18 protein-coding genes are annotated in these 24,730 nt (G+C 73.1%); 12 read left to right on the forward strand and 6 right to left on the reverse strand.

All coding sequences use genetic code 11. The features are described from left to right. Positions 1 to 59 precede the first annotated feature (59 nt). Positions 60 to 689: a hypothetical protein gene (locus tag NRK68_RS25620; RefSeq protein ID WP_257856842.1), complete on the forward strand. Its 630-nt coding sequence runs from the start codon at positions 60 to 62 to the stop codon at positions 687 to 689. A gap of 251 nt (positions 690 to 940) precedes the next feature. On the opposite strand, the gene NRK68_RS25625 is transcribed toward NRK68_RS25620, so the two are convergent. Together NRK68_RS25625 and NRK68_RS25630 are read right to left on the reverse strand one after the other, a co-directional pair. Beyond that, entirely contained in the window at positions 941 to 1,567 is a 627-nt protein-coding gene (locus tag NRK68_RS25625) for a hypothetical protein (protein ID WP_183068244.1), read from the reverse strand. 215 nt (positions 1,568 to 1,782) lie between these two features. Beyond that, on the reverse strand, positions 1,783 to 3,942 hold the full coding sequence (locus NRK68_RS25630; RefSeq protein ID WP_257856843.1) for a RecQ family ATP-dependent DNA helicase: 2,160 nt from the start codon (positions 3,940 to 3,942) through the stop codon (positions 1,783 to 1,785). Between the two features lie 122 nt (positions 3,943 to 4,064). Between NRK68_RS25630 and NRK68_RS25635 the strand changes: the two genes are divergently transcribed. The 7 genes from NRK68_RS25635 to NRK68_RS25665 all read left to right on the forward strand — a co-directional run bounded on the left by NRK68_RS25635 (position 4,065) and on the right by NRK68_RS25665 (position 14,561). After that, positions 4,065 to 5,330: a DUF4192 domain-containing protein gene (locus tag NRK68_RS25635; protein ID WP_257856845.1), complete on the forward strand. Its 1,266-nt coding sequence runs from the start codon at positions 4,065 to 4,067 to the stop codon at positions 5,328 to 5,330. Positions 5,331 to 5,540: 210 nt separating this feature from the next. Further along, positions 5,541 to 7,529, forward strand: a complete 1,989-nt coding sequence (locus tag NRK68_RS25640; protein ID WP_257856847.1) for an amylo-alpha-1,6-glucosidase — start codon at positions 5,541 to 5,543, stop codon at positions 7,527 to 7,529. A 168-nt stretch (positions 7,530 to 7,697) separates the two neighbouring features. After that, positions 7,698 to 8,444, forward strand: a complete 747-nt coding sequence (locus NRK68_RS25645) for an NUDIX hydrolase (protein WP_046779647.1) — start codon at positions 7,698 to 7,700, stop codon at positions 8,442 to 8,444. A gap of 224 nt (positions 8,445 to 8,668) precedes the next feature. Next, complete coding sequence (locus tag NRK68_RS25650) at positions 8,669 to 10,459, forward strand: ATP-binding cassette domain-containing protein (protein ID WP_183068248.1); 1,791 nt, start codon at positions 8,669 to 8,671, stop codon at positions 10,457 to 10,459. Positions 10,460 to 10,596: 137 nt separating this feature from the next. Further along, on the forward strand, positions 10,597 to 11,538 hold the full coding sequence (locus tag NRK68_RS25655; protein ID WP_308296282.1) for a FadR/GntR family transcriptional regulator: 942 nt from the start codon (positions 10,597 to 10,599) through the stop codon (positions 11,536 to 11,538). A gap of 380 nt (positions 11,539 to 11,918) precedes the next feature. Then, entirely contained in the window at positions 11,919 to 13,502 is a 1,584-nt protein-coding gene (locus NRK68_RS25660; protein ID WP_257856850.1) for an RNA polymerase sigma factor, read from the forward strand. Between the two features lie 132 nt (positions 13,503 to 13,634). Further along, the gene (locus NRK68_RS25665; RefSeq protein WP_257856852.1) at positions 13,635 to 14,561 is read left to right on the forward strand and encodes a S1 family peptidase; all 927 of its coding nucleotides are present in this window, start codon (positions 13,635 to 13,637) and stop codon (positions 14,559 to 14,561) included. A gap of 112 nt (positions 14,562 to 14,673) precedes the next feature. Here the strand turns inward: NRK68_RS25665 and NRK68_RS25670 are convergent, their stop codons facing one another. Next, positions 14,674 to 14,907, reverse strand: a complete 234-nt coding sequence (locus NRK68_RS25670; RefSeq protein WP_030028922.1) for a DUF7455 domain-containing protein — start codon at positions 14,905 to 14,907, stop codon at positions 14,674 to 14,676. Between the two features lie 447 nt (positions 14,908 to 15,354). Between NRK68_RS25670 and NRK68_RS25675 the strand changes: the two genes are divergently transcribed. The 3 genes from NRK68_RS25675 to NRK68_RS25685 all read left to right on the forward strand — a co-directional run bounded on the left by NRK68_RS25675 (position 15,355) and on the right by NRK68_RS25685 (position 19,726). Then, positions 15,355 to 17,475 (forward strand): DNA gyrase/topoisomerase IV subunit B, encoded by a 2,121-nt coding sequence (locus NRK68_RS25675; protein ID WP_183068251.1) that lies wholly within the window; start codon positions 15,355 to 15,357, stop codon positions 17,473 to 17,475. A gap of 176 nt (positions 17,476 to 17,651) precedes the next feature. Continuing rightward, positions 17,652 to 18,137, forward strand: coding sequence for a DUF485 domain-containing protein (locus NRK68_RS25680; protein ID WP_183068252.1), 486 nt, complete (start codon positions 17,652 to 17,654; stop codon positions 18,135 to 18,137). Next, complete coding sequence (locus NRK68_RS25685) at positions 18,134 to 19,726, forward strand: monocarboxylic acid transporter (RefSeq protein WP_183068253.1); 1,593 nt, start codon at positions 18,134 to 18,136, stop codon at positions 19,724 to 19,726. Before NRK68_RS25680 ends, NRK68_RS25685 begins: the two co-directional genes overlap by 4 nt. A 65-nt stretch (positions 19,727 to 19,791) precedes the next feature. Here NRK68_RS25685 and NRK68_RS25690 read toward each other — a convergent pair whose 3' ends face one another. From NRK68_RS25690 to NRK68_RS25700, 3 genes are all read right to left on the reverse strand, one after another. Next, positions 19,792 to 20,493 (reverse strand): DUF7342 family protein, encoded by a 702-nt coding sequence (locus tag NRK68_RS25690; RefSeq protein ID WP_183068254.1) that lies wholly within the window; start codon positions 20,491 to 20,493, stop codon positions 19,792 to 19,794. Then, on the reverse strand, positions 20,490 to 22,091 hold the full coding sequence (locus tag NRK68_RS25695) for a sensor histidine kinase (RefSeq protein WP_257856856.1): 1,602 nt from the start codon (positions 22,089 to 22,091) through the stop codon (positions 20,490 to 20,492). The genes NRK68_RS25690 and NRK68_RS25695 overlap by 4 nt, the downstream gene beginning before the upstream one ends. A 133-nt stretch (positions 22,092 to 22,224) precedes the next feature. Then, positions 22,225 to 23,460, reverse strand: coding sequence for a citrate synthase (locus NRK68_RS25700; RefSeq protein WP_257856858.1), 1,236 nt, complete (start codon positions 23,458 to 23,460; stop codon positions 22,225 to 22,227). A gap of 81 nt (positions 23,461 to 23,541) precedes the next feature. Here NRK68_RS25700 and NRK68_RS25705 point away from each other — a divergent pair, with 81 nt between their 5' ends. Next, positions 23,542 to 24,702, forward strand: coding sequence for a citrate synthase (locus tag NRK68_RS25705; RefSeq protein WP_257856860.1), 1,161 nt, complete (start codon positions 23,542 to 23,544; stop codon positions 24,700 to 24,702). Positions 24,703 to 24,730 lie beyond the last annotated feature (28 nt).

Genomic DNA, 24,730 nt, shown 5'->3' on the forward strand with positions numbered 1-24,730 from the left:
TCGCACCCATGTGCCACCGACCGGTACGTTTCGTACCGGTGTTTGATAGACATCAACTCATGCCTCTCACCCCCGCCATCGAGGAGCCTCAGATTCACGAGAGTGCCCAGGGTCCCCGCGTCACGCCGGCCGCGAGCCGCACCGCGCAGACCCCCCGCCCCGTACCTGGTCCGCGTCCCGCCGCCGTCCCGCGGCCCGGCCGCCCCGGTCCCCGGCCCGCACCCCCCGCGCAGCGTGCGGCGCAGGCCACCCCCGGACCCGTTCCCGCAGCCCCCACCGCACCGTCCGTCTCCGCGGCGGTGCCGCAGGTCCAGCTGATCCCGGCGTCCGCCGAGGGTGCGCTGGACGCGGCCGAAGAGGCCGTGGACCTGCTGCTCGACACCGGGCGCGCGCCCGGCGACATCCTGGTGCTCACCACCGGCGACCCGCACCCGTGGGCCGCTCACGAGCTGTCCTTCGGCGAGGCCGCGTACTGGGCCCTGCACGACGCCGGGGACGACGTCTTCTACGCGGACGCGGCGCAGGTCGAGCGTGCCGCCGGCCGTCCCGTCGTGGTCTTCGCGGCCAACGGCGGCTCGGTCGAATCCGTCGCGGGCTCCCTCCCGGTCGCGCTCACCCGGGCGGGTGCGCTGCTGATCGTGTGCGGTGACCCGACGCAGATCAACTCCGTGCTGGGTGCGGGCGTCTGACGCCCTGTACCCCGGCACGGGCGAGGGGCGGGGCAGGTGTCGAGCCGGCCCCGCTGAAGCCCGCCCGGCGATCCGGGCCGAGGCGCGAGCCGTGGCCTGAGCCGACGCCCGTGCTCGCGCCCGCGCGGATGCCGGTCGCCTGATCCGCCGTACGCCCGGTCCGGGTGTACGGCCGTGAGGCCTGCCCGCGAGCAGGCTGTGCCAACGCGAACGAGGTCGAAGGCCGCGTGGGGCCGCGTGTCGCTACGGACTCAGCGCGCGGCGGTCCGGCGCAGGGCCTCGACCGAGCCGCCACCGGTGTGCAGGGCGAGAGGGGCGAACTTGGCCACCGTGTCGCCGAGCCGCTGCGGGTGCGAGTCCGAGCTGGGCCGCCGGCCGCCCCGGCCTTCGCCCAGCACCTGCCAGCCGTCACGGGTCAGCGTGATGTACGCACCGCAGCGCAGCCCGTGCAGCGTGCAGGCGTCCCGCAGCCCCCACATCCACGCCCCGTCCTCCGGGGTCCACCGCTCGTCGCCGTCACGGCAGTAGAGCAGCACCGCCGTCCGTACCGGCGTCCGTCGCCGGAGGTCGTGCGGGAGGACCCGGCGCAGCCGGGACAGCAGGGCGTTGCGGTACTCCCAGCCGTCGGCCGACGCGGAGCGCTGCACGAAGGAAGCGCTCGCCACGAGCTGTTCCTCCGGGCCGAGGACGGCGATCACCGCGGTCGAGGGAACCGGGCTGTGCCGGGAGTGCAGCCCGCTGACGACCTCGCGCGGATTGCGCAGCAGGGGAATGCCCGCCGACATCCACTCGGACGGTTCCAGCAGTCTGCCGTGCCGGCTCGCGCCGGTGGCAGTCGCCAGAGACGAAGTCGAAGGCGGCGTGAATCCGAAGGTCACGTTCCTCCCTTCGGGTACACGCCCGCGGACGGGCACGGCTGGAGTCGGGGCGCGCCGCAGCGCGGCCCAGGAGGGTGCCGAGGAGCCGAGCGGGAGCACTCCAATTCTCGCGTGGGTTCCGAGCATGCGGCAACGAGCAATTGATGACGCCGACCGGAATTCGCCGGTATGCCGTTCATATCCTTGCCCCGCCACGCCGAGAACGACGCATCAGGTCACCCCTGGAGCGCCAGCACCAGCGGGAACACCTCCTTTGCGCCTGCACGTCGCAGGAGCCGGGCGGCCACGGCGAGTGTCCATCCGCTCTCCGCGCGGTCGTCCACGAGCAGTACCGGCCCGGGAGTCCGCTCCAGCGCCGCAGCCAGCTCCTGCGGAACGGCCAGGGCGTGGTGGAGACCTCGGACCCGTTGGGCGCTGTTGGACGACGCCAGCCCGAACTCGGGTACCTCATCGGTGTAGGCGACCGTACCCAGCAGGGGCATCCGCCCCACCTTGGCGATCCGTGCGGCCAGCGAGCCGACCAACTGGGGGCGGCTGCGCGACGGCAGCGCGACCACGCCCACCGGACGTTCCGGTGCGTCCGGGGCTCCGGAGGCCCAACCGCCCGGGCCCCGGGCCCAGTCGGCGAGCACCGCGACCACGGCCTGCGCCACATCGTCCGGAACCGCTTGGTCGGGAGCCTGGGGGGCGAGCATCGGGCGCAGCCGGTTGCCCCAGCCGATGTCGGACAGCCGGCCCAGGGCCCGGCCCGTCGAGGCCTGTTCCCCGGCGGGGATACGCCCCTTGAGGTTTACACCGACCGCGGCGAGCCCGGTCGGCCACATCTTGCGCGGCTCCAACTCCACACCGGGGCGGCCGAGCTCACCACGCGCGGTGTCCAGAGCCGTGGTGGACACCTCGGCGGCGAACCGCGCCCCCGCGCAGTTGTCGCAGCGGCCGCAGGGAGCGGCCTCCTCGTCGTCGAGCTGCCGGCGCAGGAACTCCATCCGGCAGCCCGTGGCCGCCGCGTAGTCGCGCATGGCCTGCTGCTCGGCGGCCCGCTGGCGGGCCACCCAGGCGTAGCGCTCGGCGTCGTACACCCACGGCTCACCCGTCGAGGTCCAGCCGCCCTTGACGCGGTGCACGGCGCCGTCGACGTCGAGGACCTTGAGCATGGTCTCCAGGCGCGTGCGGCGCAGATCGACCAGTGGCTCCAGGGCGGGCAGCGACAGCGGACGCCCCGCATGAGCGAGGACGTCGAGGGTGCGGCGCACCTGTTCCTCGGGCGGGAAGGCGACCGACGCGAAGTACTGCCAGATCGCCTCGTCCTCCCGGCCGGGCAGCAGCAGCACCTCCGCGTGCTCCACACCACGGCCCGCACGGCCGACCTGCTGGTAGTAGGCGATCGGCGAGGAGGGCGACCCCAGGTGCACGACGAATCCCAGGTCGGGCTTGTCGAAGCCCATCCCGAGGGCGGAGGTGGCCACCAGCGCCTTGACCCGGTTCGCCTGCAGGTCGTCCTCGGCCTGCTGGCGGTCCGCGTTCTCCGTCTTGCCGGTGTACGAGGACACGGTGTGCCCACGGTGGCGCAGGTACGCGGTGACCTCTTCGGCCGCCGCCACCGTCAGTGTGTAGATGATCCCCGATCCGGGCAGCTCTGCGAGGTGGTCCGCGAGCCAGGCCAGCCGGTGCGCCGCGTCGGGCAGGGTCAGGACCGCCAGGCTGAGGCTCTCGCGGTCCAGCGGGCCGCGCAGCACCAGCGCGTCCGTGCCGGCGCCGGTGCCCAGCTGCTCGGCGACATCGGCGGTCACGCGGGCGTTGGCCGTGGCGGTCGTCGCGAGGACCGGGACGCCCAGCGGGAGGTCCGCCAGCATGGTGCGCAGCCGGCGGTAGTCGGGGCGGAAGTCGTGCCCCCAGTCGGAGATGCAGTGCGCCTCGTCCACCACGAGCAGCCCGGTGGCCGCCGAGAGCTTGGGGAGTACCTGGTCGCGGAAGTCCGGGTTGTTCAGCCGCTCCGGGCTCACCAGCAGGACGTCGACCTCGCCCGCCGCGACCTCGGCCTGGATCCCTTCCCATTCTTCGGGATTGGCGGAGTTGATGGTGTGGGCGCGGATCCCGGCCCGGGCCGCCGCCTCGACCTGATTGCGCATCAGCGCGAGGAGCGGCGAGACGATCACGGTCGGTCCGGCACCCGCCGCCCGCAGCAGCGACGTCGCGACGAAGTACACGGCGGACTTGCCCCAGCCCGTGCGCTGGACCACGAGCGCCCGCCGCTTGTGCGCGACGAGGGCCTCGATCGCGAGCCACTGGTCCTCGCGCAGCCGGGCGGTACCCGTGGGGTCCCCCACGAGGCGGGCGAGTACGGAGTCGGCGGAGGACCTCAGGTCTGCGTTCATGCCCCCATGCAACCCGATGCCTCCGACATCGCGCCAATGCTGCTCGCGCGCTGTGGAAGTTGAAGCGTCAACACTTATCCACAGGGCTTTCGGGATCCGATCACGCACGGGACCTTCGGGGCATGACGAACAACAGCGAATCCCGCCGTCCGTCCGACCGGTCCTTCATCAGCCCGGCCGGAACCACCGACGAACCTCAGATCACCCTGCGCAGCCCGGCAGAACTGGCCGACGCGCTGCCCTACATGCTCGGCTTCCACCCGTCCGACTCCCTTGTCATGGTTGCCGTGCACGGCGAAGGCGGGCGTTTCGGCGGCCGGCTCCGCGTCGGCATCCCCACCGCTCCCGCCGAGTGGGAGGACACCGCACGACAGGTGGCGGACTGCCTCGTCCGGGGCAGCGAACGACGCGGGGGCAAGCCCGACGGCATCGTCGTCTACCTCTGCCAGGAGCCGCGCGGGGAGGAGGACGGCCAGGGCGTGATGACGCGGCTGCGGCCGTTCGCCCAGCGGATCAGGCTGGCCTGCGGCGCCCTGGACGTGCCGGTGCTGGAAGCCCTCTGCCTGTCAGCGGGCCGCTTCTGGTCCTACGTCTGCCCCGACGGACGGTGCTGCCCCGCCGAGGGCAGCCCGCTCGCGCCGGTCGGCACCTCGGTGATGGCCGCCGCCGCCACCTTCGCCGGGCTCCGCATCCGCGGCTCCCTCGAAGAGATCGAGGGCAGGCTGGCGCCCCTGCGCGGGGCCCTGGCCGAGGAGACGGAGCGGGCTCTGGACCGGGCCGCCGCCGCCCTGATGCCGAGGATCCTCCACGGCGCCACCCGGGAGGAGGTCGGAGCCGAGACCATCACGCTGGCACAGGACCTGATGCGGCGCATGACCCTGGCGCCACCTGTCGAGGGCGGCACCCGGGGCGACGACTGGGACGACGCACTGCTCGGCCACGACGAGGCCGCCTCACTGATCCTCGGCCTCCAGGACCGTGAGGTCCGGGACATCGCGGCCGAGTGGATGGAGGGGGAGGCGGCGGCCCCCGCCCTGCGCCTGTGGCGGGCCCTGGCCCGCCGCTGCGTCGGCGCCTACGGCGAGCACGCCGCGGCGCCCCTCACCCTGGCCGGCTGGGTCTCCTGGTCCACCGGCGACGAACCGACTGCCCGGATCGCCCTGGGCCTGGCCCTGCGGGCCGACGCCGATTACCGCTTCGCCCAACTGCTCCACCACGCCTGCAACGAGGGGATCGACCCCGAAGGACTGCGGCAGTGCCTGAGGGAGGAGCGGCGCCGCAGGGAGCCCAGGCGCAGCCGGTCCGCCGCCGTCACCAGGCCGCCCGGCCGGCGGGGCCGGACGGCACCCCGCCGCGGATCCCGCCGCACCGCGGGGAGCGGACAGTGAGCACGCGCCGGCCGCCGAACGGCCGAGCCGCGCGGTTGCTCCGCGGCGCGCCGAGCCCGGCCCCGTGCAACGGGCACCGTCCTCAGGGCACCCGGTCGGAGCCACGGCCCGTGACCCGGGCGCGGGCGGGGGCGTTCAGCTGGGGGGGAGGTGCCGCCCCGGCCGCGCCACCGCCCAGCTGAACCCACCGGAGCGCAGACAAGGCGACACATGTCTCACCCCGCACCTCCCCGCCCAGCCGGCGTGCCCGCGGCCCGCAGGCCCGAGCTGCCGCCCGTGCACGGCGCCGTTGTCTGCGTCGCCGCTCCCTGTCTGGTCATCTCGCCGGAGCACGGCCAGCTGACCGGGCGGGGGATCGACGGGTTCTACCGCTCCGGGCGCCGGCTCCTTTCCCGCTGTGTGCTGCGTGTCGGCGGCCGGGAACCGGTCGCCCTCCAGGGGCGCAGCCTCGGAGCGGACCGTGCCGCCTTCACCGCGACCGTGCGTACCGGCGCCGAGCCCGGCCCCGACCCGGACATCGGCGTGGAGCGGGTCCGCCACGCCGACGGCACCGAACGGATCACCCTGCGCAGCTTCTCGCCCCGGCCGGTACGCCTCCCCGTGGAGGTGCTGCTCGGCACCGACCTGGCGGAGCTGGCCGCGGTGGCCGCCGGCCGCGCCGGGCCGGAGCTGCCCGCCGGGGTGCACGCCGCCGGTCTGCGCTGGAGCACCGGCGGAGCACAGGCCGTCACCACGGCGGAGCCCGCACCCGACGACGCCGTGGCCTCGGCCGGGCTGCTGCGCTGGCAACTCGAACTGGGCCCGGGTGAATCCCGCACCATCGAGCTGCGGACCGCACAGGACCGGGTGGTGCGGGCCCCCGTCGGCCAAGTGGCGAACCCGCTGGCCGACGGCCGGGCCGAAGGGGACGACCCGAGGACCGAGGCATGGTTCCGCGCCAGCGTCGAGGACCTGGGCGCCCTCCTCTCGCGGGACCCCGAGCAGCCCGGCGACGTCTTCGCGGTGGCGGGGGTGCCCTGGCGGCTCGGGCTGGCGCCGGCGGAGTCGCTCTGGGCCGCCCGTATGGCCATGCCACTGGGGACCGGGCTCGCCGCCGCCACCCTGCGCATCCTCGCCCGGACACAGGCCGAGGGGCGCCGGGCCGACGCCGGAAGGATCCCGGGGCCCCTGCGCGGAGCGGGCCCCCAGCTGCCGCCGGCCTGCACCGGCACCGAGGCGACCCTCGCCTTTCCGGCGGTGCTCGCCGAAGCCCGCCTGTGGGGCATGGCGGAGGAGGAGGTCGCCCGGCTGCTGCCGGCGGCCGAACGGTGCCTCGACTGGCTGCGCGGCGCCTTCGGCAAGGACGGCTTCCTGGCCGATCCCGACCCCGGTCCCCGGCGCTGTGAGACCCAGGCCCACGCCCACCGGGCCGCCGTACTCGGCGCGGACCTTCTCGCCGGATGCGGACGACCCGGCGCCGAGGAGTGGCGGGAGCGGGCGGCCGCGCTGCGCGAGCGATTCCGGGAGAGGTTCTGGATCGACGGCCCGGACGGCGGCCGTCCGGCTGCCGCCCTGCACCCCGACGGACGGCCGCTGCCGCGACTGACCGGGGCCGCCTCCCACCTGCTCGACACCGGGCTGATCGGCGGCGGCCGGCTCGCCCCCGGGCTCCTCGACCGGCCCCGGACCGAGCAACTGGCCCGGCTGTTCGGCGCCCCCGCCATGGACTGCGGATGGGGACTGCGGAGCATGGCCCTCAAGGAGCCCGGACACAACCCCTTCGGCCACCGCTCGGGCGCGGTACGGGCGTACGAGAGCGCCGTAGCCGTGTCCGGCCTGGCCGCGGCGGGTTTCGAGAGGGAGGCGGCAGGCCTGCTCAGAGGCCTCCTGGACGCGGCGGAAGCCTTCGGGTACCGGCTGCCGGAGATGTTCGCCGCCGAGCAGCGCACCGCCGGCAGCGTTCCCGTCCCGCACCCGGCGGCCTGCCGCCCGGCCGCCGTGGCCGCGGCGGCGGGGATCCACGCACTGACCGCCCTCGCCGGAATCCGTCCGGACGCCCCCGCGGGCACCGTCGCCCTCGTACCGCTGCCCGGCGCCCCCCTCGGCGCGATCCGGCTCGCGGGTCTGCGGGTGGCGGGGGAGCCCTTCGCCGTCCGGGTCAGCCGATTCGGCCTCGGCATGGTGGAGGAGGCCGCGGATGCGCTCCAACTGGGTGGGTAGGCGGGCGCCGGGGCCGGGCTCCGTGCGAGCTGTGACGTTCCGGCCGGGGCTCGCGGACCGCGCACATCGCGGGCCGCGCCGGCCCGGCACAGCCGTCGGCCTGCAGGTCATTGTCTCCAAGGGCGCCAAAGCGCTGTTTATCGTCAGGCAGACGACTATGATCGCGGCATGTCGCCCTACGACCCGTCGGCCTATCCGCCCTTCGCAGTCACCGTCGACCTGGTCGTGCTCACCGTGCGGCGCCACGCGCTCTGCGCGTTGGTCGTCCGGCGGGGTGAGCAGCCGTTCCAGGGGCGCTGGGCGCTGCCCGGCGGATTCGTCCGCGACGAGGAGGATCTCGCGGCCGCCGCCGCCCGGGAGCTCTCCGAGGAAACCGGCCTGTGCGCGCACGACCCCGCCATGCCGGGCGCGGGCAACGGAGCGCACCTCGAACAGCTGGCCACCTACGGTGACCCGAAGCGGGATCCGCGCATGCGGGTCGTCAGCGTGGCGCATCTGGTGCTGGCTCCGGACCTTCCGGCCCCCCGGGCCGGCGGCGATGCCAACAGCGCGCGCTGGGCCCCCGTCGACGAGCTGCTGGCCCTCGGCGACGAAGGCTCCGCAGGGCTCGCCTTCGACCACGCGCAGATCCTCGCCGACGGGGTGGAGCGGGCCCGCTCGAAAATCGAGTACTCCTCCCTGGCCACGGCCTTCTGCCCGCCCGAGTTCACCGTCGGGGAACTGCGCAGGGTGTACGAGGCCGTGTGGGGGGTGGCCCTGGATCCGCGCAACTTCCACCGCAAGGTCACCGGCACCCCCGGCTTCCTGGTGCCGGCCGGCGGAACGACGACCCGTCAGGGCGGGCGTCCGGCCCAGCTGTTCCGGGCCGGCGGGGCGACCCTGCTCAACCCGCCGATGCTGCGCCCGGAGGTCTGACGCCGCGGCGCACGCACCGCCGGTCCCGCACCGGCGGACGACCGAACCCGGCCCCTGCCCGAGTGCGGGCCTCCGGCCGGGGGCGGGCTTCCGAGTGAGGGTGAACCCGACGCAACGATCGGCATTCCGTCGGACCGGTTGCGCCGAAAATCGGACATATCGCGTTATCTTGCTTGGGGTACTCACTCTGCCGCTGAGCGGTCTCACCCCCCGCGAGAGAAGCGATGCTCCAGGCCATCGGACTCACCAGCAAACCACGTTCCGACGCCCCGCCCCTTGTGGACGACCTCACCTTCGAGGCCCGCCCGGGGCATGTGACCGCCCTGCTCGGCGAGCCGGGATCGGGCAAGACGACCGCCCTGCGGCTCATGCTCGAACTCGAACCGGGCCGCGGCGTCACCTACTTCCGCGGCCGTCCGCTGCACCGGATCCCGCACCCCGGCCGTGAGGTCGGAGTGGTGCTCGGAGACGTCCCCGGCAACCCGGCGCGGTCCGTCCGCAACCAGCTGCGGATGCTCTGCGCCGCCGCCGGGGTGCCCGCCTCCCGGGCCGACACCATGCTCGAGGTCGTCGGTATCGCAGGCCTGCGCGACGAGCGCCTCGGCTCGCTGTCGCTCGGCATGGAGCGCAGGGTCGCCCTCGCCTCGGCCCTGCTCGGCGATCCCTGCACCCTGCTCCTCGACGAGCCCGCCGCGGGCCTCTCCCCGCGGGAACGCGGCTGGCTGTACGGGCTCCTGCGCGGCCACGCCTCCCTCGGCGGAGCCGTGCTCTTCACCACCGCCGACGCCAAGGAGGCGGCCCGGAGCGCCGACCGCGTCGTCAGCATCGAGGCGGGCCGCCTCGTGGCCGACCAGGAGGCCGCGGAGTTCGCGCGCACCCGGCTGAGGCCCAGGGTCGCCGTGCGGACCCCGCACGCCGCCCGGCTGGCCGACGTACTGGGCAGGGAAGCCCGCGCCGCCCAGCGCGCGGTGGAGATCGTCGAGGAGAGCGGCAGCCGCCTGTCGGTGTACGGAAGCAACTGCGCCGAGGTGGGCGAGGCCGCGTTCCGCCACGGCGTACTGGTCCACCAGCTCGCCGACGAGACCGGCGACGCCGGCGCGCCGGCCTCGCCCGTCCCGCACGCCAGGGCCGTGGCCGCCACCGGGACCGGCGCCGCGCCGGAGCGTGCCGAAGCCTCCGGTGACTCCGGCGGCCGTTCCCGGCGCGCCCGCTCCCAGGGCCCCGTCTCGGCCGTGCGGCGCGTGGGCGGGCCGCTGCGGCCCCTGCGCTACGAGCTGCTCCGCGTGTTCGGCACCGCCACCCCCGCACTCACCGCCGCCCTCGTGCTCGTGGTCTCCGTCCTCACCGCCCTGGTACTGGCCCGGGCCGGACAGACGCCGCAGGCCAGGCTGCTCGCGGCCTGGCCCGAGCTGCTGCCGCTGCCCCCCGCCGCCCTGGGCGCGGGACTGCTCGGCGCCCTGGCCTTCGGCGAGGAGTACCGCTACCCCGCCCTCGCCGCCGACCGGGGCACTGTGCCCCGCCGGCTGGGGCTGCTCACCGCGAAGCTCGGTGTCTGCGCCGCCCTCGCTCTGTTGCTGGGCGTCGCGGTGGTCGCGGCCGACGCCGCCGCCCTGGCTCTCGTCTTCGACAGCGGCCCCCTGCGGGCCCCGGCGGAGTGGCTCTCCCCGGCGGCGAGTTGGGCCGGCCTGCTGATCGGCTGCGCCTGGGCCGGCGTACTGGCCTCCGGCGTCTTCCGGTCCGCCACCGCGGGACTGGCGGCGGTGCTCGCCGTGCCCGTGGGAGTGGTTCCGCTGGTGCGCGAGGCGCTGGAGGGCTCATCCGCGTACCCGGTGACCGGACTGGCCTCCCGGCTGCGGGGCCTGTCCTGGGTGCAGTGGCCGCCGGAGGCGGACCGGCTGCTGGTGGGGGCCCTCCGGGTGATGACCCAACCCGTGGCGACCGCCCTGCTGTTGTCGCTGATGGTCCTGTTGTGCGCCTATGGGTTCACCGGACTGCGCAGCAGGGTCCGTTGGTGATCGTTCCGACGCCGGAGCGGTCACGGACGGGACCGTTGTCGTCCATGTCGCGTCAAGCGGACCGCAACTCCCCGCAATAGGCCCGGTTCTTTACGATAAGTCGTCAATTGCGTAGGTGGCACCGATCACCCTTTCGTGTGCTTTTCACCAAAGACCTCAAGGGTCATGGAGGCACGACCGACAAAGGATTCGTGAGTACCCTTGCGCACACCATGATGACCGCCGCCCGCCATGCCGACTCCGGCCTCGCCGGCGCGGGCGAACTCGACCGCTACCCCTACGCGGAGGCCCCCGGGTCCGACCGCGTCGGACCACCCCACTGGGACGGCGCCGACGTCGAGTTGAGCCGGGTCGGCCGCCGCGCGGCAGGCAGCCGCGGCCGTGGGCTGCACGGCCAACTCGTCCAGCAGCTCGGCCAGATGATCGTCTCCGGCGATCTCGGTGCGGACCGCCCGCTGGTCCCCGAGGAGATCGGCCAGCGCTTCGAGGTCTCCCGCACGGTCGTCCGCGAATCGCTGCGGGTCCTGGAGGCCAAGGGCCTCGTCAGCGCCCGCCCCAACGTGGGCACCCGGGTCCGCCCCGTCGCCGACTGGAACCTGCTCGACCCCGACATCATCGAGTGGCGCGCCTTCGGGCCCCAGCGCGACGACCAGCGCCGTGAGCTCGGCGAGCTGCGCTGGACGATCGAACCGCTCGCCGCCCGCCTCGCCGCCGGCCACGGCCGCCCGGACGTCCAGCAGCGCCTGGCCGACATGGTCGAGATCATGGGGCACGCCCTCGGCCAGGGGGACTCGATCACCTTCGCGCGCGCCGACAACGAGTTCCACGCACTCCTCATCCAGGTCGCCGGCAACCGCATGCTGGAGCACCTCTCCGGCATCGTCTCGGCCGCCCTGCAGGTCTCCGGCAGCCCGATGACCTCGTGCGACCGCCCGAGCGAGACCTGCGTCGCGCACCACGCACGGATGGTCGAGGCCCTTGCCGCCGGTGACGCGACGGGCGCCGAAAACGCGATGCGCCAGCTTCTGACGGTTCATCCGGAGGTCGAGCGCGTGGTTCCCGCCCCGCGCGAGCACTGACGGGCGGGCGCGCGGGGGTGTACGACACGTCGCCGGGCCCGGCCGGGCCCGGCGACACCGGCGTACGGGCCTCCTCCGGATCTCCCTCCGGAGCCGCCGCGGCCCCTCCGCGACCGTGCGGGTGTGACCGTATGACCGGCGCTCGCGCATACGGGGTGTGACTCGGGCCACGAAGATTGGGCGTAACGCTCCGCGAGGACGCGCGATGACTTAAGAGGTGATGGCCGACGGAGGGAAGACAGCAGCCCTTGGGGGTGCTGTGCAGCTCCCCGGCCCCTGCCCGCGCCGCCGGCCCATCCCCGGTCGGTGGTCGTCGGCTCCGGTCCAGCACCACCAGGCCCGGGGTCGGAAGCCGTTCCCATCGTTCCGAGAGGTTGTTCGTGTCGGCCAGCACATCCCGTACGCTCCCGCCGGAGATCGCCGATTCCGAGTCTGTGATGGCGCTCATCGAGCGGGGCAAGGCCGAGGGGCAGATCGCCGGCGATGACGTGCGTCGGGCCTTCGAGGCTGACCAGATTCCTGCGACCCAGTGGAAGAATGTTCTGCGCAGCCTCAACCAGATCCTCGAGGAAGAGGGTGTGACGCTGATGGTCAGTGCCGCGGAGTCGCCCAAGCGCGCCACCCGCAAGAGCGTCGCAGCGAAGAGCCCGGCCAAGCGGACGGCCACCGAGCCCGTCAGGAAGACGGCGGCCGGGACGACGGCGGCGCAGCCAGCGGCCCCCGCGGTCCCGGCGGCCGGGGCGGTGGACCCGCAGACGCCGGACGACCTCGTCCAGGAGGCCGCGGCGGAGCCCGTGGCCAAGAAGGCGGCGGCGAAGAAGACGGCCGCGAAGAAGGCCGCGCCCGCCAAGAAGGCCGCAGCGAAGAAGACGGCGGCGAAGAAGACCGCGGCCAAGAAGGACGCCGACGAGGCCGGCGAGGACGAGAACCCGGACGAGGGGCCCGACGCGGTCAAGGCCGAGAGCGAAGAAGAGGACGAGGGCGGGGAGAACAAGGGCTTCGTCATCTCGGACGACGAGGACGACGCCCCGGCCCAGCAGGTCGTGGTGGCCGGTGCCACCGCCGACCCGGTCAAGGACTACCTCAAGCAGATCGGCAAGGTCCCCCTCCTCAACGCCGAGCAGGAGGTCGAACTCGCCAAGCGGATCGAGGCGGGCCTGTTCGCCGAGGACAAGCTGGCGAACTCCGACAAGCTGGCACCGAAGCTCAAGCGCGAGCTGGAGATCATTGCCGAGGACGGCCGCCGCGCGAAGAACCACCTGCTGGAGGCCAACCTCCGCCTCGTGGTCTCCCTCGCCAAGCGCTACACCGGCCGCGGCATGCTCTTCCTGGACCTGATTCAGGAGGGCAACCTGGGCCTCATCCGCGCGGTCGAGAAGTTCGACTACACCAAGGGCTACAAGTTCTCGACCTACGCGACGTGGTGGATCCGCCAGGCGATCACCCGCGCCATGGCGGACCAGGCCCGCACCATCCGCATCCCCGTCCACATGGTCGAGGTCATCAACAAGCTCGCCCGCGTGCAGCGCCAGATGCTCCAGGACCTGGGCCGCGAGCCCACCCCGGAGGAGCTGGCCAAGGAACTCGACATGACCCCCGAGAAGGTCATCGAGGTCCAGAAGTACGGCCGCGAGCCGATCTCCCTGCACACGCCCCTCGGCGAGGACGGCGACAGCGAGTTCGGTGACCTCATCGAGGACTCCGAGGCCGTCGTCCCTGCCGACGCCGTGAGTTTCACGCTCCTGCAGGAACAGCTCCACTCGGTGCTCGACACCCTGAGCGAGCGCGAGGCCGGCGTCGTCTCGATGCGCTTCGGTCTCACGGACGGCCAGCCCAAGACCCTCGACGAGATTGGCAAGGTCTACGGGGTCACGCGTGAGCGGATCCGCCAGATCGAGTCGAAGACGATGTCGAAGCTGCGCCACCCCTCCCGCTCCCAGGTGCTGCGCGACTACCTGGACTGAGCGGGCCGCCGGGCCTCGGGCGAAGGCGCCGAGGCCGGGGTCGGCTGCCGCGGCGGTGGCCGCGCGGGTGCGCTCGGCCACTTGGCATCCCACTCTGGGTGGAGTCATGCACACTCGGAGTCAGGAGGCCTCATGCGTCGTCCCTTTGCCCGTGTCCTGGCGGGCGCGCTGACCCTGGCGGCGGGAGCGGCCGCGGCGCCGCTCGCCCAGATGCCCCAGGCGGCCGCGGACAGCGTGGTGATCGGCGGGAAGCCGGTGAAGGTGGCCGACAGCCCCTGGGTCGTGGCCCTGGCCAGCCGTGACCGGTTCGGGGGTACGCGGGACGGGCAGTTCTGCGGGGGTGTCGTCGTCGCCCCGACCAAGGTGGTCACCGCGGCGCACTGCCTGGGCCGGCAGGTGCTCGGCGGCCCGGTCGAATCAGTGTCCGATTTCCGGGTGATCGCCGGCCGTACGGAGCTTCGGGCGGCCGACGGCCGGGAGATCGCGGTGCGGGGTGCGCGGGTGAACCCCGACTACGACCCGCAGAGCAACGCCGGGGACCTCGCCGTGCTGGAGCTGGCGGAGGCCGTACCGGCGGACCACGTGCTCCCCATGGCGGAAGCAGGGCACCCCGCGTACGAGGCGGGCACCGCGGCGGACGTGTACGGCTGGGGCGACACCAGTGGCTTCGGTGACTATGCGTACGCCCTGCGTGCGGCGCGCGTCACCGTGCTGGCGGACGAGGTCTGCGGGCGCGCCTACCCCGGCGACGCGGACGGACAGTACCGGGCCGAATCCATGGTGTGCGCGGGGGACGGCGGGGGCGGCAAGGACGCCTGCCAGGGCGACAGCGGCGGACCGCTGGTCGCGCAGGGGAGGCTCATCGGCCTCGTCTCGTGGGGCCGGGGCTGCGGCCGCGCCGACAGCCCGGGCGTGTACACGCGTATCGCTCCCCTCGCCGGCTTCGTGACGGCCCCGGAGAGGGCCGCGCAGCCGCGCGGGGTCCGGAACGCCGGGTGGGCACCCGGGAGGACCTCCGGGGCCCGGGCAGGGTCCGTACAGGGGCATCGCGCCGACTAGGGGCGACCGGTGGTGGACATGAGGACGGGCGGCACCCCTGGGTCTCAGGGGTGCCGCCCGTCGACCGGCCTGGCCGGTCCTGGCTCGTCGGATGCGAGGTTCGGCCTGTGTGTCAGCGGTCCTCGGGTTCGGCGTGGGCAGCCGGAGCGGACGTGAGCCGCTCGGTCTCATCCTGTATTTCCGCGGCGATCTTCTTGAGTTCCGGCTCGAACTTGCGCCCGTGGTGGGCGCAGAAGAGCAGTTCACCGCCGCTCAGCAGGACGACGCGCAGATATGCCTGGGCGCCGCAACGGTCGCATCGGTCAGCGGCCGTCAGCGGGGTCGCGGGTGTCAGAACAGTAGTCACGTCGCCTCTTCTCTAGCTCGACGAGCTGTCGTACCAGGGTCAACATCCAACCAGGCCGAAAACGTTCCCGCTCGCGGCTTTTCCTCGAAACTTCCTTCCGAAGCTGGCCGGCTGTTGCCGGTTGGCGGCGAAGGAGCCGTATTGCGTTGCTTTACGGTTTCGCGTTGTCACTCGTGCGCTTGTTGCAGTTCCATCCTCCCCGGCGTGAGTGCCAGGTTGTTCATGAGGACGTGCCCGAACCCTAAATGGTTCATGCGCGGAAGGGAACGTGATGTTTCCTTCACCCGCCCGGGGGATCGAACAGCCGTGCGGATCTGGACTAGGGTGAAGATGGGGCGAGGGTGGCGTTGCATCGGCTCTACCTGGCCTCGGTACCCTTCGACGGGCACCCGAGCCACCCCTGCGCCCGACCGGGCCAGAAAAGAAATTCAGCGAGGAGCGAACTGCGTGACCGCCGACACGTCCGTGCCTTCCAGCGCGCTGCTGTCCGGAGCAGACCGGGACGGTTCCAACTACACCGCGCGGCACCTGCTCGTCCTCGAAGGGCTTGAGGCCGTCCGCAAGCGCCCCGGCATGTATATCGGCTCGACCGACAGCCGGGGCCTCATGCACTGCCTGTGGGAGATCATCGACAATTCCGTCGACGAGGCCCTGGGCGGGTACTGCGACCACATCGAAGTGATCCTCCACGAGGACTCCTCGGTCGAGGTCAGGGACAACGGCCGCGGCATCCCCGTGGACGTCGAGCCCAAGACCGGCCTGTCCGGCGTCGAGGTCGTCATGACCAAGCTGCACGCCGGCGGAAAGTTCGGCGGCGGCTCCTACGCGGCCTCCGGCGGCCTGCACGGCGTCGGCGCCTCGGTGGTCAACGCCCTCTCCGCCCGTCTGGACGTCGAGGTCGACCGGGGCAGCTCCACCCACGCCATCAGCTTCCGCCGCGGTGTCCCCGGCCTCTTCACCGAGCAGGGCCCCGACAGCCCCTTCGACCCGGCGAACGGCCTCCGCAAGGTCAAGCGCATCGCCAAGGGCAAGACCGGTACCAGGGTCCGGTACTGGGCCGACCGCCAGATCTTCCTCAAGGACGCCCGTCTGAGCCTGGAGACGCTCTACCAGCGCGCCCGCCAGACCGCCTTCCTCGTCCCCGGCCTGACCCTGGTCGTCCGCGACGAGCGGGCCATCGACGGGGCCGGCAAGACCGAGGAGACCTTCCGCTTCGACGGCGGCATCAGCGAGTTCTGCGAGTACCTCGCCCAGGACAAGGCCGCCTGCGACGTGCTGCGGCTGACGGGATCGGGCACGTTCAAGGAGACCGTCCCGGTCCTCGACGACCGCGGCCACATGACCCCCACCGAGGTCACCCGCGAGCTCGGCGTGGACATCGCGCTGCGCTGGGGCACGGGCTACGAGACCAACCTCAAGTCCTTCGTGAACATCATCGCCACCCCCAAGGGCGGCACCCACGTCACCGGCTTCGAACGCTCCGTGACCAAGACCGTCAACGAGGTGCTGCGCTCGGCCAAGCTGCTGCGCGTCGCCGAGGACGACGTGGTCAAGGACGACGCGATGGAGGGCATGACGGCCGTCGTCACCGTCCGCCTCGCCGAGCCGCAGTTCGAGGGCCAGACCAAGGAGGTGCTCGGTACCTCCGCCGCCACCCGGGTCGTCGCCGCGGTGGTCGCCAAGGAGCTCAAGGCCTTCCTGACCTCGACGAAGCGCGACGACAAGCAGCAGGCCCGCGCCGTGATGGAGAAGATCGTCGCGGCCGCCCGGACCCGGATCGCGGCCCGCCAGCACAAGGAGGCGCAGCGCCGCAAGACCGCGCTGGAGACCTCTTCGCTCCCGGCCAAGCTGGCCGACTGCCGCAGCGACGACGTGGACCGCAGCGAGCTCTTCATCGTCGAGGGCGACTCCGCGCTCGGCACCGCGAAGCTCGCCCGGAACTCCGAATTCCAGGCGCTCCTGCCGATCCGCGGCAAGATCCTCAACGTCCAGAAGTCCTCCGTCTCGGACATGCTCAAGAACGCCGAGTGCGGGGCGATCATCCAGGTCATAGGGGCCGGCTCGGGCCGGACCTTCGACATCGACGCGGCCCGCTACGGCAAGATCGTGCTGCTCGTCGACGCCGACGTGGACGGCGCGCACATCCGCTGCCTGCTGCTCACGCTCTTCCAGCGGTACATGCGGCCGATGGTCGAGGCCGGCCGGGTCTTCGCGGCCGTGCCCCCGCTGCACCGGATCGAGCTGGTCCAGCCGAAGAGGGGCCAGGACAAGTACGTCTACACGTATTCGGACAACGAGCTGCGCCAGACCCTTCTGGAGTACCAGCGCAAGAACATCCGGTACAAGGACTCGATCCAGCGCTACAAGGGCCTCGGCGAGATGGACGCGGACCAGCTGGCGGAGACCACCATGGACCCCCGCTTCCGTACGCTGCGCCGGATCAACATCGGCGACCTGGACTCGGCCGAGCAGGTCTTCGACCTGCTCATGGGCAATGAGGTGGCGCCGCGCAAGGAGTTCATCACGAGCTCCGCGGCGACGCTGGACCGCTCGCGCATCGACGCCTGAGCCGAAGGGCACCGGTGGCCCGCGACGCCTGACACGGGCGGGCGCCACGGCATACCGGTGCCCTTCGCCCCATCACCTGTTGGAGTGAAGAGCGCCGGTACACCAGTCCGGAAACCGTCCATACCGCACATCCTTGTGGGCACGCGGCCAATGCGGCAGCGGACAAGGAGAGTTCGGTGGACAAGCACGACGGTCGTGATGCCGGAACGATCCGGCTGGACGACCCCTGGTACGACGCGCTGGCCGTCGGCTGGGGCGAGGGCGAGGAGCCGTCCCCGCCGCGTCCGGCCGTTGCCGGCCCTCCGGCGCCCGGCGCATCCGACATCTACCTGGAAGTGCAGCGCAGCGCCGCCTTCCAGGAGGTCCGCAGCCGATATCGCCGGTTCGTCGTCCCCGCGACCGCCGGGTTCCTCCTCTGGTACGTCGCCTACGTCGTCGCCGCGACGGCCGCACCCGGTCTGATGGCCCGGCCCGTCCTGGGCGCGGTCAACGTGGCCATGCTGGCTGGGCTCGGCCAGTTCCTCAGCACCTTCCTGCTCACCTGGGCCTACGCCCGGCACGCCCGGCTCCGCCGGGACCGGGCCGCGCTGGACCTGCGCTGGACGGTGTTCGAGCAGGAGCGCGGCCAGGACCGCAACCGGGCGAGGAGGGCGGGCCGGTGACCTCCGAGCACCAGACCCTGGCGCTGATGCTGTTCAGCCTGTTCATCGCGGTGACCCTGGGCATCACCACCTGGGTCAGCCGCAACCGGCGCGGCTCGGCCGAGGAGTTCTACGCCGGCGGGAGACTCTTCTCGCCGATGGAGAACGGTTTCGCCATCGCGGGCGACTACATGTCCGCCGCTTCGTTCCTGGGCATCTCCGGCCTGATCGCCCTCTTCGGCTACGACGGCCTGCTCTACTCGGTGGGGTTCCTCGTCGCCTGGCTGGTGGTGCTGTTCCTCGTCGCCGAACTGGTCCGCAACTGCGGGCGCTTCACCCTCGCCGACGTGGTCGCCGCCCGGATGAGCGAGCGCCCGGTACGGATCGCCGCCGGTACTTCCTCGGTCGTCGTCTCGGTCCTCTACCTCGTCGCGCAGATGGTCGGAGCGGGCAGCCTGGTCGGGCTGCTGCTGGGCAACTCGAGCGCCGCGGTGCGGACCCTCACCGTGATCGGAGTGGGTGCCCTGATGGTGGTCTATGTGACCTTCGGCGGCATGCGGGCCACCACGTGGATCCAGATCGTGAAGGCCGTGCTGCTGATGGGCGGTGCGATCACCCTGACCGTGCTCGTGCTGCTGCGCTTCCACGGTGACTTCGACCGGCTGCTCACCACCGCCGCCGAACGCAGCGGGTACGGGCTCGACTTCCTGAGCCCCGGCCTCAAGTACGGCGGGGACTGGACCGCCCGCTTCGACTTCATCAGCCTCGGTCTCGCGCTGGTCCTGGGGACCGCCGGACTGCCGCACATCCTGTCGCGCTTCTACACCGTGCCCACCGCCCGCGCGGCCCGCCGCTCGGTGGTGTGGGCGATCGCGCTGATCGGCGGTTTCTACCTGATGACCATCGTGCTCGGCTTCGGAGCGGCGGCCCTGGTCGGTCCGGACGAGGTACGGGCCTCCAACGCGTCGGGGAACACGGCCGTGCCGTTGCTCGCGGCCTACCTCGGCGGAGGCGCCGAAACCACCGGTGGCGCCGTGCTGTTCGCCTTCGTCGCCGCCATCGCCTTCGCCACCATCCTGGCCGTGGTGGCCGGTATCACCCTCGCCTCGTCCGCCTCCGTCGCACACGACCTGTACGCCTCCCTCAAGCGCAGGCACGCCAGGCAGCGCAGCGAGGTCTCGGTGGCCCGGGCCGCGGCCGTCGGCATCGGGGCGGTGGCCATCGCCCTCGGCCTGCTCGCCCAGGACCTGAACGTGGCGTTCCTGGTGGGACTGGCCTTCGCGGTGGCCGCCTCGGCCAACCTGCCGGTGCTGCTGTACTCGCTCTTCTGGCGCGGTTTCACCACACGGGGAGCCGTCTGGTCGGTGTACGGGGGCCTGGTCCCGGCAGTGCTGCTCGTGCTGGTCTCGCCCGTGGTGTCGGGCAGCCCGGAGTCGCTGTTCCCAGGGGTGGACTTCCATCTCTTCCCGCTGCAGAACCCGGGGATCGTCTCGATCCCGCTGGGCTTCCTGGCCGGCTGGCTGGGCACGGTCACCTCGGGCGAGGAACCGGACGAGGCGAAGCACGCGGAGACGGAGGTCCGTTCGCTGACCGGCGCCGGAGCGGTCTGAGCGCAGCCACCCGAGCGGAGGCGCCGCAACCGCGGGGGCCCGGGCGACGGGCCCGGCCGGAGGTGTCAGGCCGGGCCCTGCGGCGGCAGCCAGGTGTAGCGGTGCTCCGGGCGGCCGGTCTCCCCGTAGCGCAGGGCCAGCGAGACGCGGCCGGAGCGTTCGAGGAGTTTCAGGTAACGCTGGGCGGTCTGGCGGCTGATGCCCGCCCGGTCGGCGATCTGCTGGGTGGACAGGGGGCCCTCGGCGGAGCGCAGGACCTGACGGACCAGTTCCGCCGTGGTGGGCGAGTGGCCCTTGGGGAGTTCGTTCACGGAGCTCGCACCGGCGAGGGCGCCGAAGATCCGGTCCACCTCGGCCTGTTCGGCCTCACCGCCCGTGTCCAGGGTGCGGCGCAGCGAGCCGTACGCCTCCAGCCGGGCGCGCAGCCCGGCGAAGGTGAAGGGTTTGACCAGGTACTGGAGGGCCCCGAGGCGCATGGCTGCCTGCACGGTGGCGAGGTCCCGGGCGGCGGTGACCATGATCACATCGGTGCCGTCGCCGCGCTGGCGCAGGCGGCGGACCAGGTCCAGGCCGCTGCCGTCGGGGAGGTAGTGGTCCAGGAGGACCAGGTCCACGGGGTGGGCGGAGAGGAAGTCCAGTGCCTCCGCCGCCGAATGGGCCTGCGCCATCACCCGGAAACCGGGAACCTTCGCCACGTACGCCGCGTTGATCAGGGCAACACGCATGTCGTCGTCGACGACCAATACGTGGATCGGGGTCTCGTTCATCGCAGGGCCTCCGGGAGTACGACGGAGAATTCCGCCCCTCCGTCCGCTGCTTCACCGGCCCGGGCGCTGCCGCCCTGCCGCTCCGCGAGGCGGCGTACGAGGGCGAGGCCCAGCCCGCGCTCGCGGTGGGCCCTGGGCTGCTTGGTCGACCAGCCCTCGGTGAAGATCTCCTCGCGGCGCCCGGCGGGGATCCCGGGGCCGCTGTCGCGCACCCGCAGGACGGCGGTGCGGCCCTCCGCGCGCAGTTCCACCTCTACCCAGGGCGCCGCTCCGCCGGCGGCGGCGTCCAGGGCGTTGTCCACCAGGTTGCCGACGATCGTGACGAGTCCGCCCGGGTCGGCCAGGCGGTCGGGAAGGAGGGTGGCGGCAGCCAGCCGCAGGGGGATGCCGCGTTCGGCGGCGACCGTGGCCTTGCCCACGAGAAGGGCGGCGAGCAGCGGGTCGTGGACCTTCTCGGTGACCTGTTCCGCGGTCGTGCGGTGCACACCGACGACTTCGGTGACGAATTCCACCGCTTCCTCGTGCAGGCCCAGCTCCAGCAGGCCGAGGAGGGTGTGGAGGCGGTTGGCGTGCTCGTGGTCCTGGGCGCGCAGGGCGTCGATCAGACCACGGGTGGAGTCGAGTTCGCGGCTCAGGTGTTCCAGCTCGGTGCGGTCGCGCAGGGTGGCGACGGCGCCCCCGTCCGCGGTGGGCATGCGGTTGGCGACCAGGACGCGGGGGCCCTGGACGGTGAGCAGGTCCCGGCCCGTCACGCGGCCGGAGAGTACGTCGGCGGTGCGGCCGGCGGTGAGGACGTCGTCCAGCGGGCGCCCGGCGAAGGCGCCGGGGGAGTCCGGGGCGAGGCCCAGCAGGCGGGCGGCCTCGTCGTTGACCAGCCGGACGCGGCCGTCCGGGGCGAGGGCGATCACGCCTTCGCGGATGGAGTGCAGCATGGCCTCGCGTTCGGCGAGCAGGCCGGCTATGTCGGAGAAGGCCAGGTCACGGGTCTGCCGATGGATCCTGCGGGAGAGGAGGTAGGCGGCGAGGGCGCCCGCGGCCAGGGCGCCGCCGGCGTAGGCGAGCAGGCCCGGGACGGCACCGAGCAGGCGGTCGCGGACGCTGTCGTAGGCGATGCCGACCGAGACCGCGCCGACGATCTCGCCGTCGGCGGCGAGGAGCGGGACCTTGCCGCGTGCGGAGCGTCCCAGGGTGCCCTCGTCGATCTCCATGACCTCGCGGCCGGCCAGGGCGTCGCCGGGGTCGGTGGAGACGGGCAGCCCGATCCGGTCGGGGCTGGGGTGTGAGCGGCGGATGCCGTCCAGGTCGAGGACGACCACGTACTCGGCGCCGGTCGCCCGGCGGATCCGTTCGGCGGAGGCCTGCACCGGGCTGTCCGCCGACGCCTCGGAGTCCAGGAGGCCGGCGGCGATCGCGGGGTCGGCGGCGGCGCTCTGCGCGATGGCCAGGGCGCGCCGCATGGCCTGGTCGTCGAGCTGGGCGCCGAGCGGTGCGAGGAACAGCCCGGTGGCCAGGACGACGACACCGGCGGCGATGGCCAGCTGGGTCAGGAGGATCTGCGAGACCGCCCGTCTGGGCAGCCCGAGGCGCCGAGCGCTCATGTGGGGGAACCGCATGGGCAGCAACGGTAGGTCGGCCCCGGCGTAAGCGGAACGTTTGCGCCCCGCTTGTCGGATACGCCACTCACGTCCCGGGCGGTCCGGTCGCCGCCGGTGGGGCGGCGGCGGACGTCGTTCAGGGCATCGGCCGGGGTGGGCGGGGCCCGTGGTACTGGCCGCTCGGCCGCATGCGCAGGGGGCGTTCCTGGTACTCCTCCAGCGCGTGGGCGATCCAGCCAGCCGTGCGGGCCACCGCGAAGACCGTCTCCCCGGCCTCGGCGGCCATGCCGCACGACACCGTCAGGACCGCCAGCGCCAGGTCCACGTTGGCGTGCAGCCCGCCCTGACGGGCCATCACCGAGGCCACCTCGCGGGCCGCGGCCAGGGCCGGACCGGCCTGGTCCAGCCCTTCCAGGCGGGCGAACAGCGCCCCCGCCCGGGGGTCCTCGCCCTGGTAGAGGCGGTGGCCCAGGCCCGGGACCCGGCGGCCGGCCCGCAGGTACTCGGCGATCACCGGCGCGGCTCCGCCCTGTTCGAGGACTTCCACCAGCATCCGGTGCGCGAGCCTCCCGGCGGCGCCGTGCAGCGGCCCTTCGAGCGCGCCGAGCCCGGCCGACACCGCCGCGTACGGATGCGCGCGCGCCGATGCCGCCACCCGTACGGCCAGTGTGGAGGCGGCCAGGTCGTGGTCGACCAGCAGCGCCAGCGCCAGGTCCAGCACGGCGAGCGCGTCCGGGTCCGGCTCCCGCGGGGTCAGCCGGGACCACAGCTGCCGGGCGATCCGGCCGTCACCGGCCCACCCGGTGCCCGCCGCGGGCAGTGCGCCGACCAGCGTCGGGATCAGGCAGCGGGCGGAGCCGAGCACGGCCTCCTCCGACAGGTCGAAGCGCAGCGGATCCGCAACCGCGGCGGCGGCCACCGCCACCCGCAGCCGGTCGACCGGGCCGCTGTGCGCCGGCAGGGCGTCCACCGCCCGGCGGGCCGCCTTCAGCACCTCCGGTGGAGCGGTGAACCGGGTCCCGGGGGTGAGCGTTCCCGTCCAGAGCCACTCGGCGACCTCCTCGTAGCGGTACCGCGAGGCCAGGGCCACGGCATCGACGCCCCGGAAGTAGAACCGGTCGGGTTCGATGAGGGTGAGGGCCGTGCGGACGGAGAGTTCGCCGGCGGTGGGAGCCGCCGCCTCGCGCCGGCTGCGCCGGGCCAGTGCCTCCACCTCGGCCGCGTCGAAGCTGCTGCCCCGCCCGGCCGGGTCGCGGCGGCTGGCCAGCTGGCCCCGGCTGACATAGGCGTACACCGTCGCCGGCTTCACGCCGAGCACCCGCGCCGCCTCCTGGGTGCTGAGCCTGCGTCCGCTGTCCGTCTGATCACTCATGCCGGCAACCCTACAGATGGAACGAATGTATTGATCGAATCAACATTGACACGAATTGAATCCATCATGGATGGTCGATGCATGAACACCACCGACAGCACCATCGAAGGACCGCGGGGTCTCGCGGGAGTCGTGGTCACCGAAACCGGGCTGGGCGACGTCCGGGGCCGCGAGGGCTTCTACCACTACCGCCAGTACTCGGCCGTGGAGCTCGCCGCCGGCCGCAGTTTCGAGGACGTGTGGCACCTGATGTTCCGCGGCACGCTCCCGGCGGACGCCGCCGAGCGGGCCGCCTTCGCCGCCGAGACCGCCGGGCTGCGCCGACTGCCCGCCGAGGTGCGCGAGGCGCTGCCGGGCATCGCCCGCGCCGGCCGGCTCTCCGGACCGCTCGCCGGGCTGCGCACCGCGCTCTCGCTGCTCGGCGCGTCCGCCGGCTTCCGCCCGGTGTACGACCTCGACCCGGCGCGCCGCGCGGCGGACGCCCTGGCCGCCTGCGCCGCGGTGCCGACCCTGCTGACCGCGCTGCACCGGCTGGGCTTGGGCCTGGAGCCGGTCGAGCCGCGCGAAGACCTCCCGTACGCCGCCAACTACCTCTACATGCTGACCGGCGAGGAGCCCGATCCGGTCCGCGCCCGCGCGGTCGAGCGGTACCTGATATCCACCGTCGACCACGGCTTCAACGCGTCGACGTTCACCGCCCGCGTGATCGCCTCCACCGGCGCCGACGTCGCCGCCTGCCTGACCGGGGCCATCGGCGCGCTCTCCGGGCCGCTGCACGGCGGCGCCCCCAGCCGCGCCCTGGACACCCTCGACGCGATCGGCACCGTGGAACGGATCGGGCCGTGGATCCGCGAACGGGTCCTCGCCGGCGACCGGATCATGGGCTTCGGGCACCCCGTCTACCGCACCGAGGACCCCCGCTCGCGCATGCTGCGCGACATCGCACTCGGCTTCGGCGGCCCCCTCGTGGACTTCGCCGTGGAGGTCGAACGCCAGGTGGAGGAGATCCTCGCCGAGCTGAAGCCGGGCCGGGAACTGCACACCAACGTGGAGTTCTACGCGGGCGTGGTCATGGAGCTGTGCGGACTGCCGCGCGAGATGTTCACCCCGACCTTCTGCGCCGCCCGGGTCGTCGGCTGGAGCGCGAACATCCTGGAGCAGGCCACCGATTCGAAGATCATCCGGCCTGCCGCCCGGTACACGGGACCCACCCCGCCGCAGCCGGTGCCGCTGCTGGACTGACCGGCCACGGAGCCTGACTACGATCGAC

It is taken from the genome of Streptomyces yangpuensis, assembly GCF_024666385.1.
Taxonomy (GTDB): Bacteria; Actinomycetota; Actinomycetes; order Streptomycetales; family Streptomycetaceae; genus Streptomyces; species Streptomyces yangpuensis.

Excerpts from the sequence above, each read along its gene's own strand:
- NRK68_RS25650 (WP_183068248.1), top strand. The coding sequence starts at position 8,669 with ATGCTCCAGGCCATCGGACTCACCAGCAAACCACGTTCCGACGCCCCG.
- NRK68_RS25645 (WP_046779647.1), top strand. The coding sequence starts at position 7,698 with ATGTCGCCCTACGACCCGTCGGCCTATCCGCCCTTCGCAGTCACCGTC.
- NRK68_RS25695 (WP_257856856.1), bottom strand. The coding sequence starts at position 22,091 with ATGAGCGCTCGGCGCCTCGGGCTGCCCAGACGGGCGGTCTCGCAGATC.
- NRK68_RS25690 (WP_183068254.1), bottom strand. The coding sequence starts at position 20,493 with ATGAACGAGACCCCGATCCACGTATTGGTCGTCGACGACGACATGCGT.
- NRK68_RS25640 (WP_257856847.1), top strand. The coding sequence starts at position 5,541 with ATGTCTCACCCCGCACCTCCCCGCCCAGCCGGCGTGCCCGCGGCCCGC.
- NRK68_RS25630 (WP_257856843.1), bottom strand. The coding sequence starts at position 3,942 with ATGAACGCAGACCTGAGGTCCTCCGCCGACTCCGTACTCGCCCGCCTC.
- NRK68_RS25620 (WP_257856842.1), top strand. The coding sequence starts at position 60 with ATGCCTCTCACCCCCGCCATCGAGGAGCCTCAGATTCACGAGAGTGCC.
- NRK68_RS25705 (WP_257856860.1), top strand. The coding sequence starts at position 23,542 with ATGAACACCACCGACAGCACCATCGAAGGACCGCGGGGTCTCGCGGGA.
- NRK68_RS25700 (WP_257856858.1), bottom strand. The coding sequence starts at position 23,460 with ATGAGTGATCAGACGGACAGCGGACGCAGGCTCAGCACCCAGGAGGCG.
- NRK68_RS25635 (WP_257856845.1), top strand. The coding sequence starts at position 4,065 with ATGACGAACAACAGCGAATCCCGCCGTCCGTCCGACCGGTCCTTCATC.
- NRK68_RS25665 (WP_257856852.1), top strand. The coding sequence starts at position 13,635 with ATGCGTCGTCCCTTTGCCCGTGTCCTGGCGGGCGCGCTGACCCTGGCG.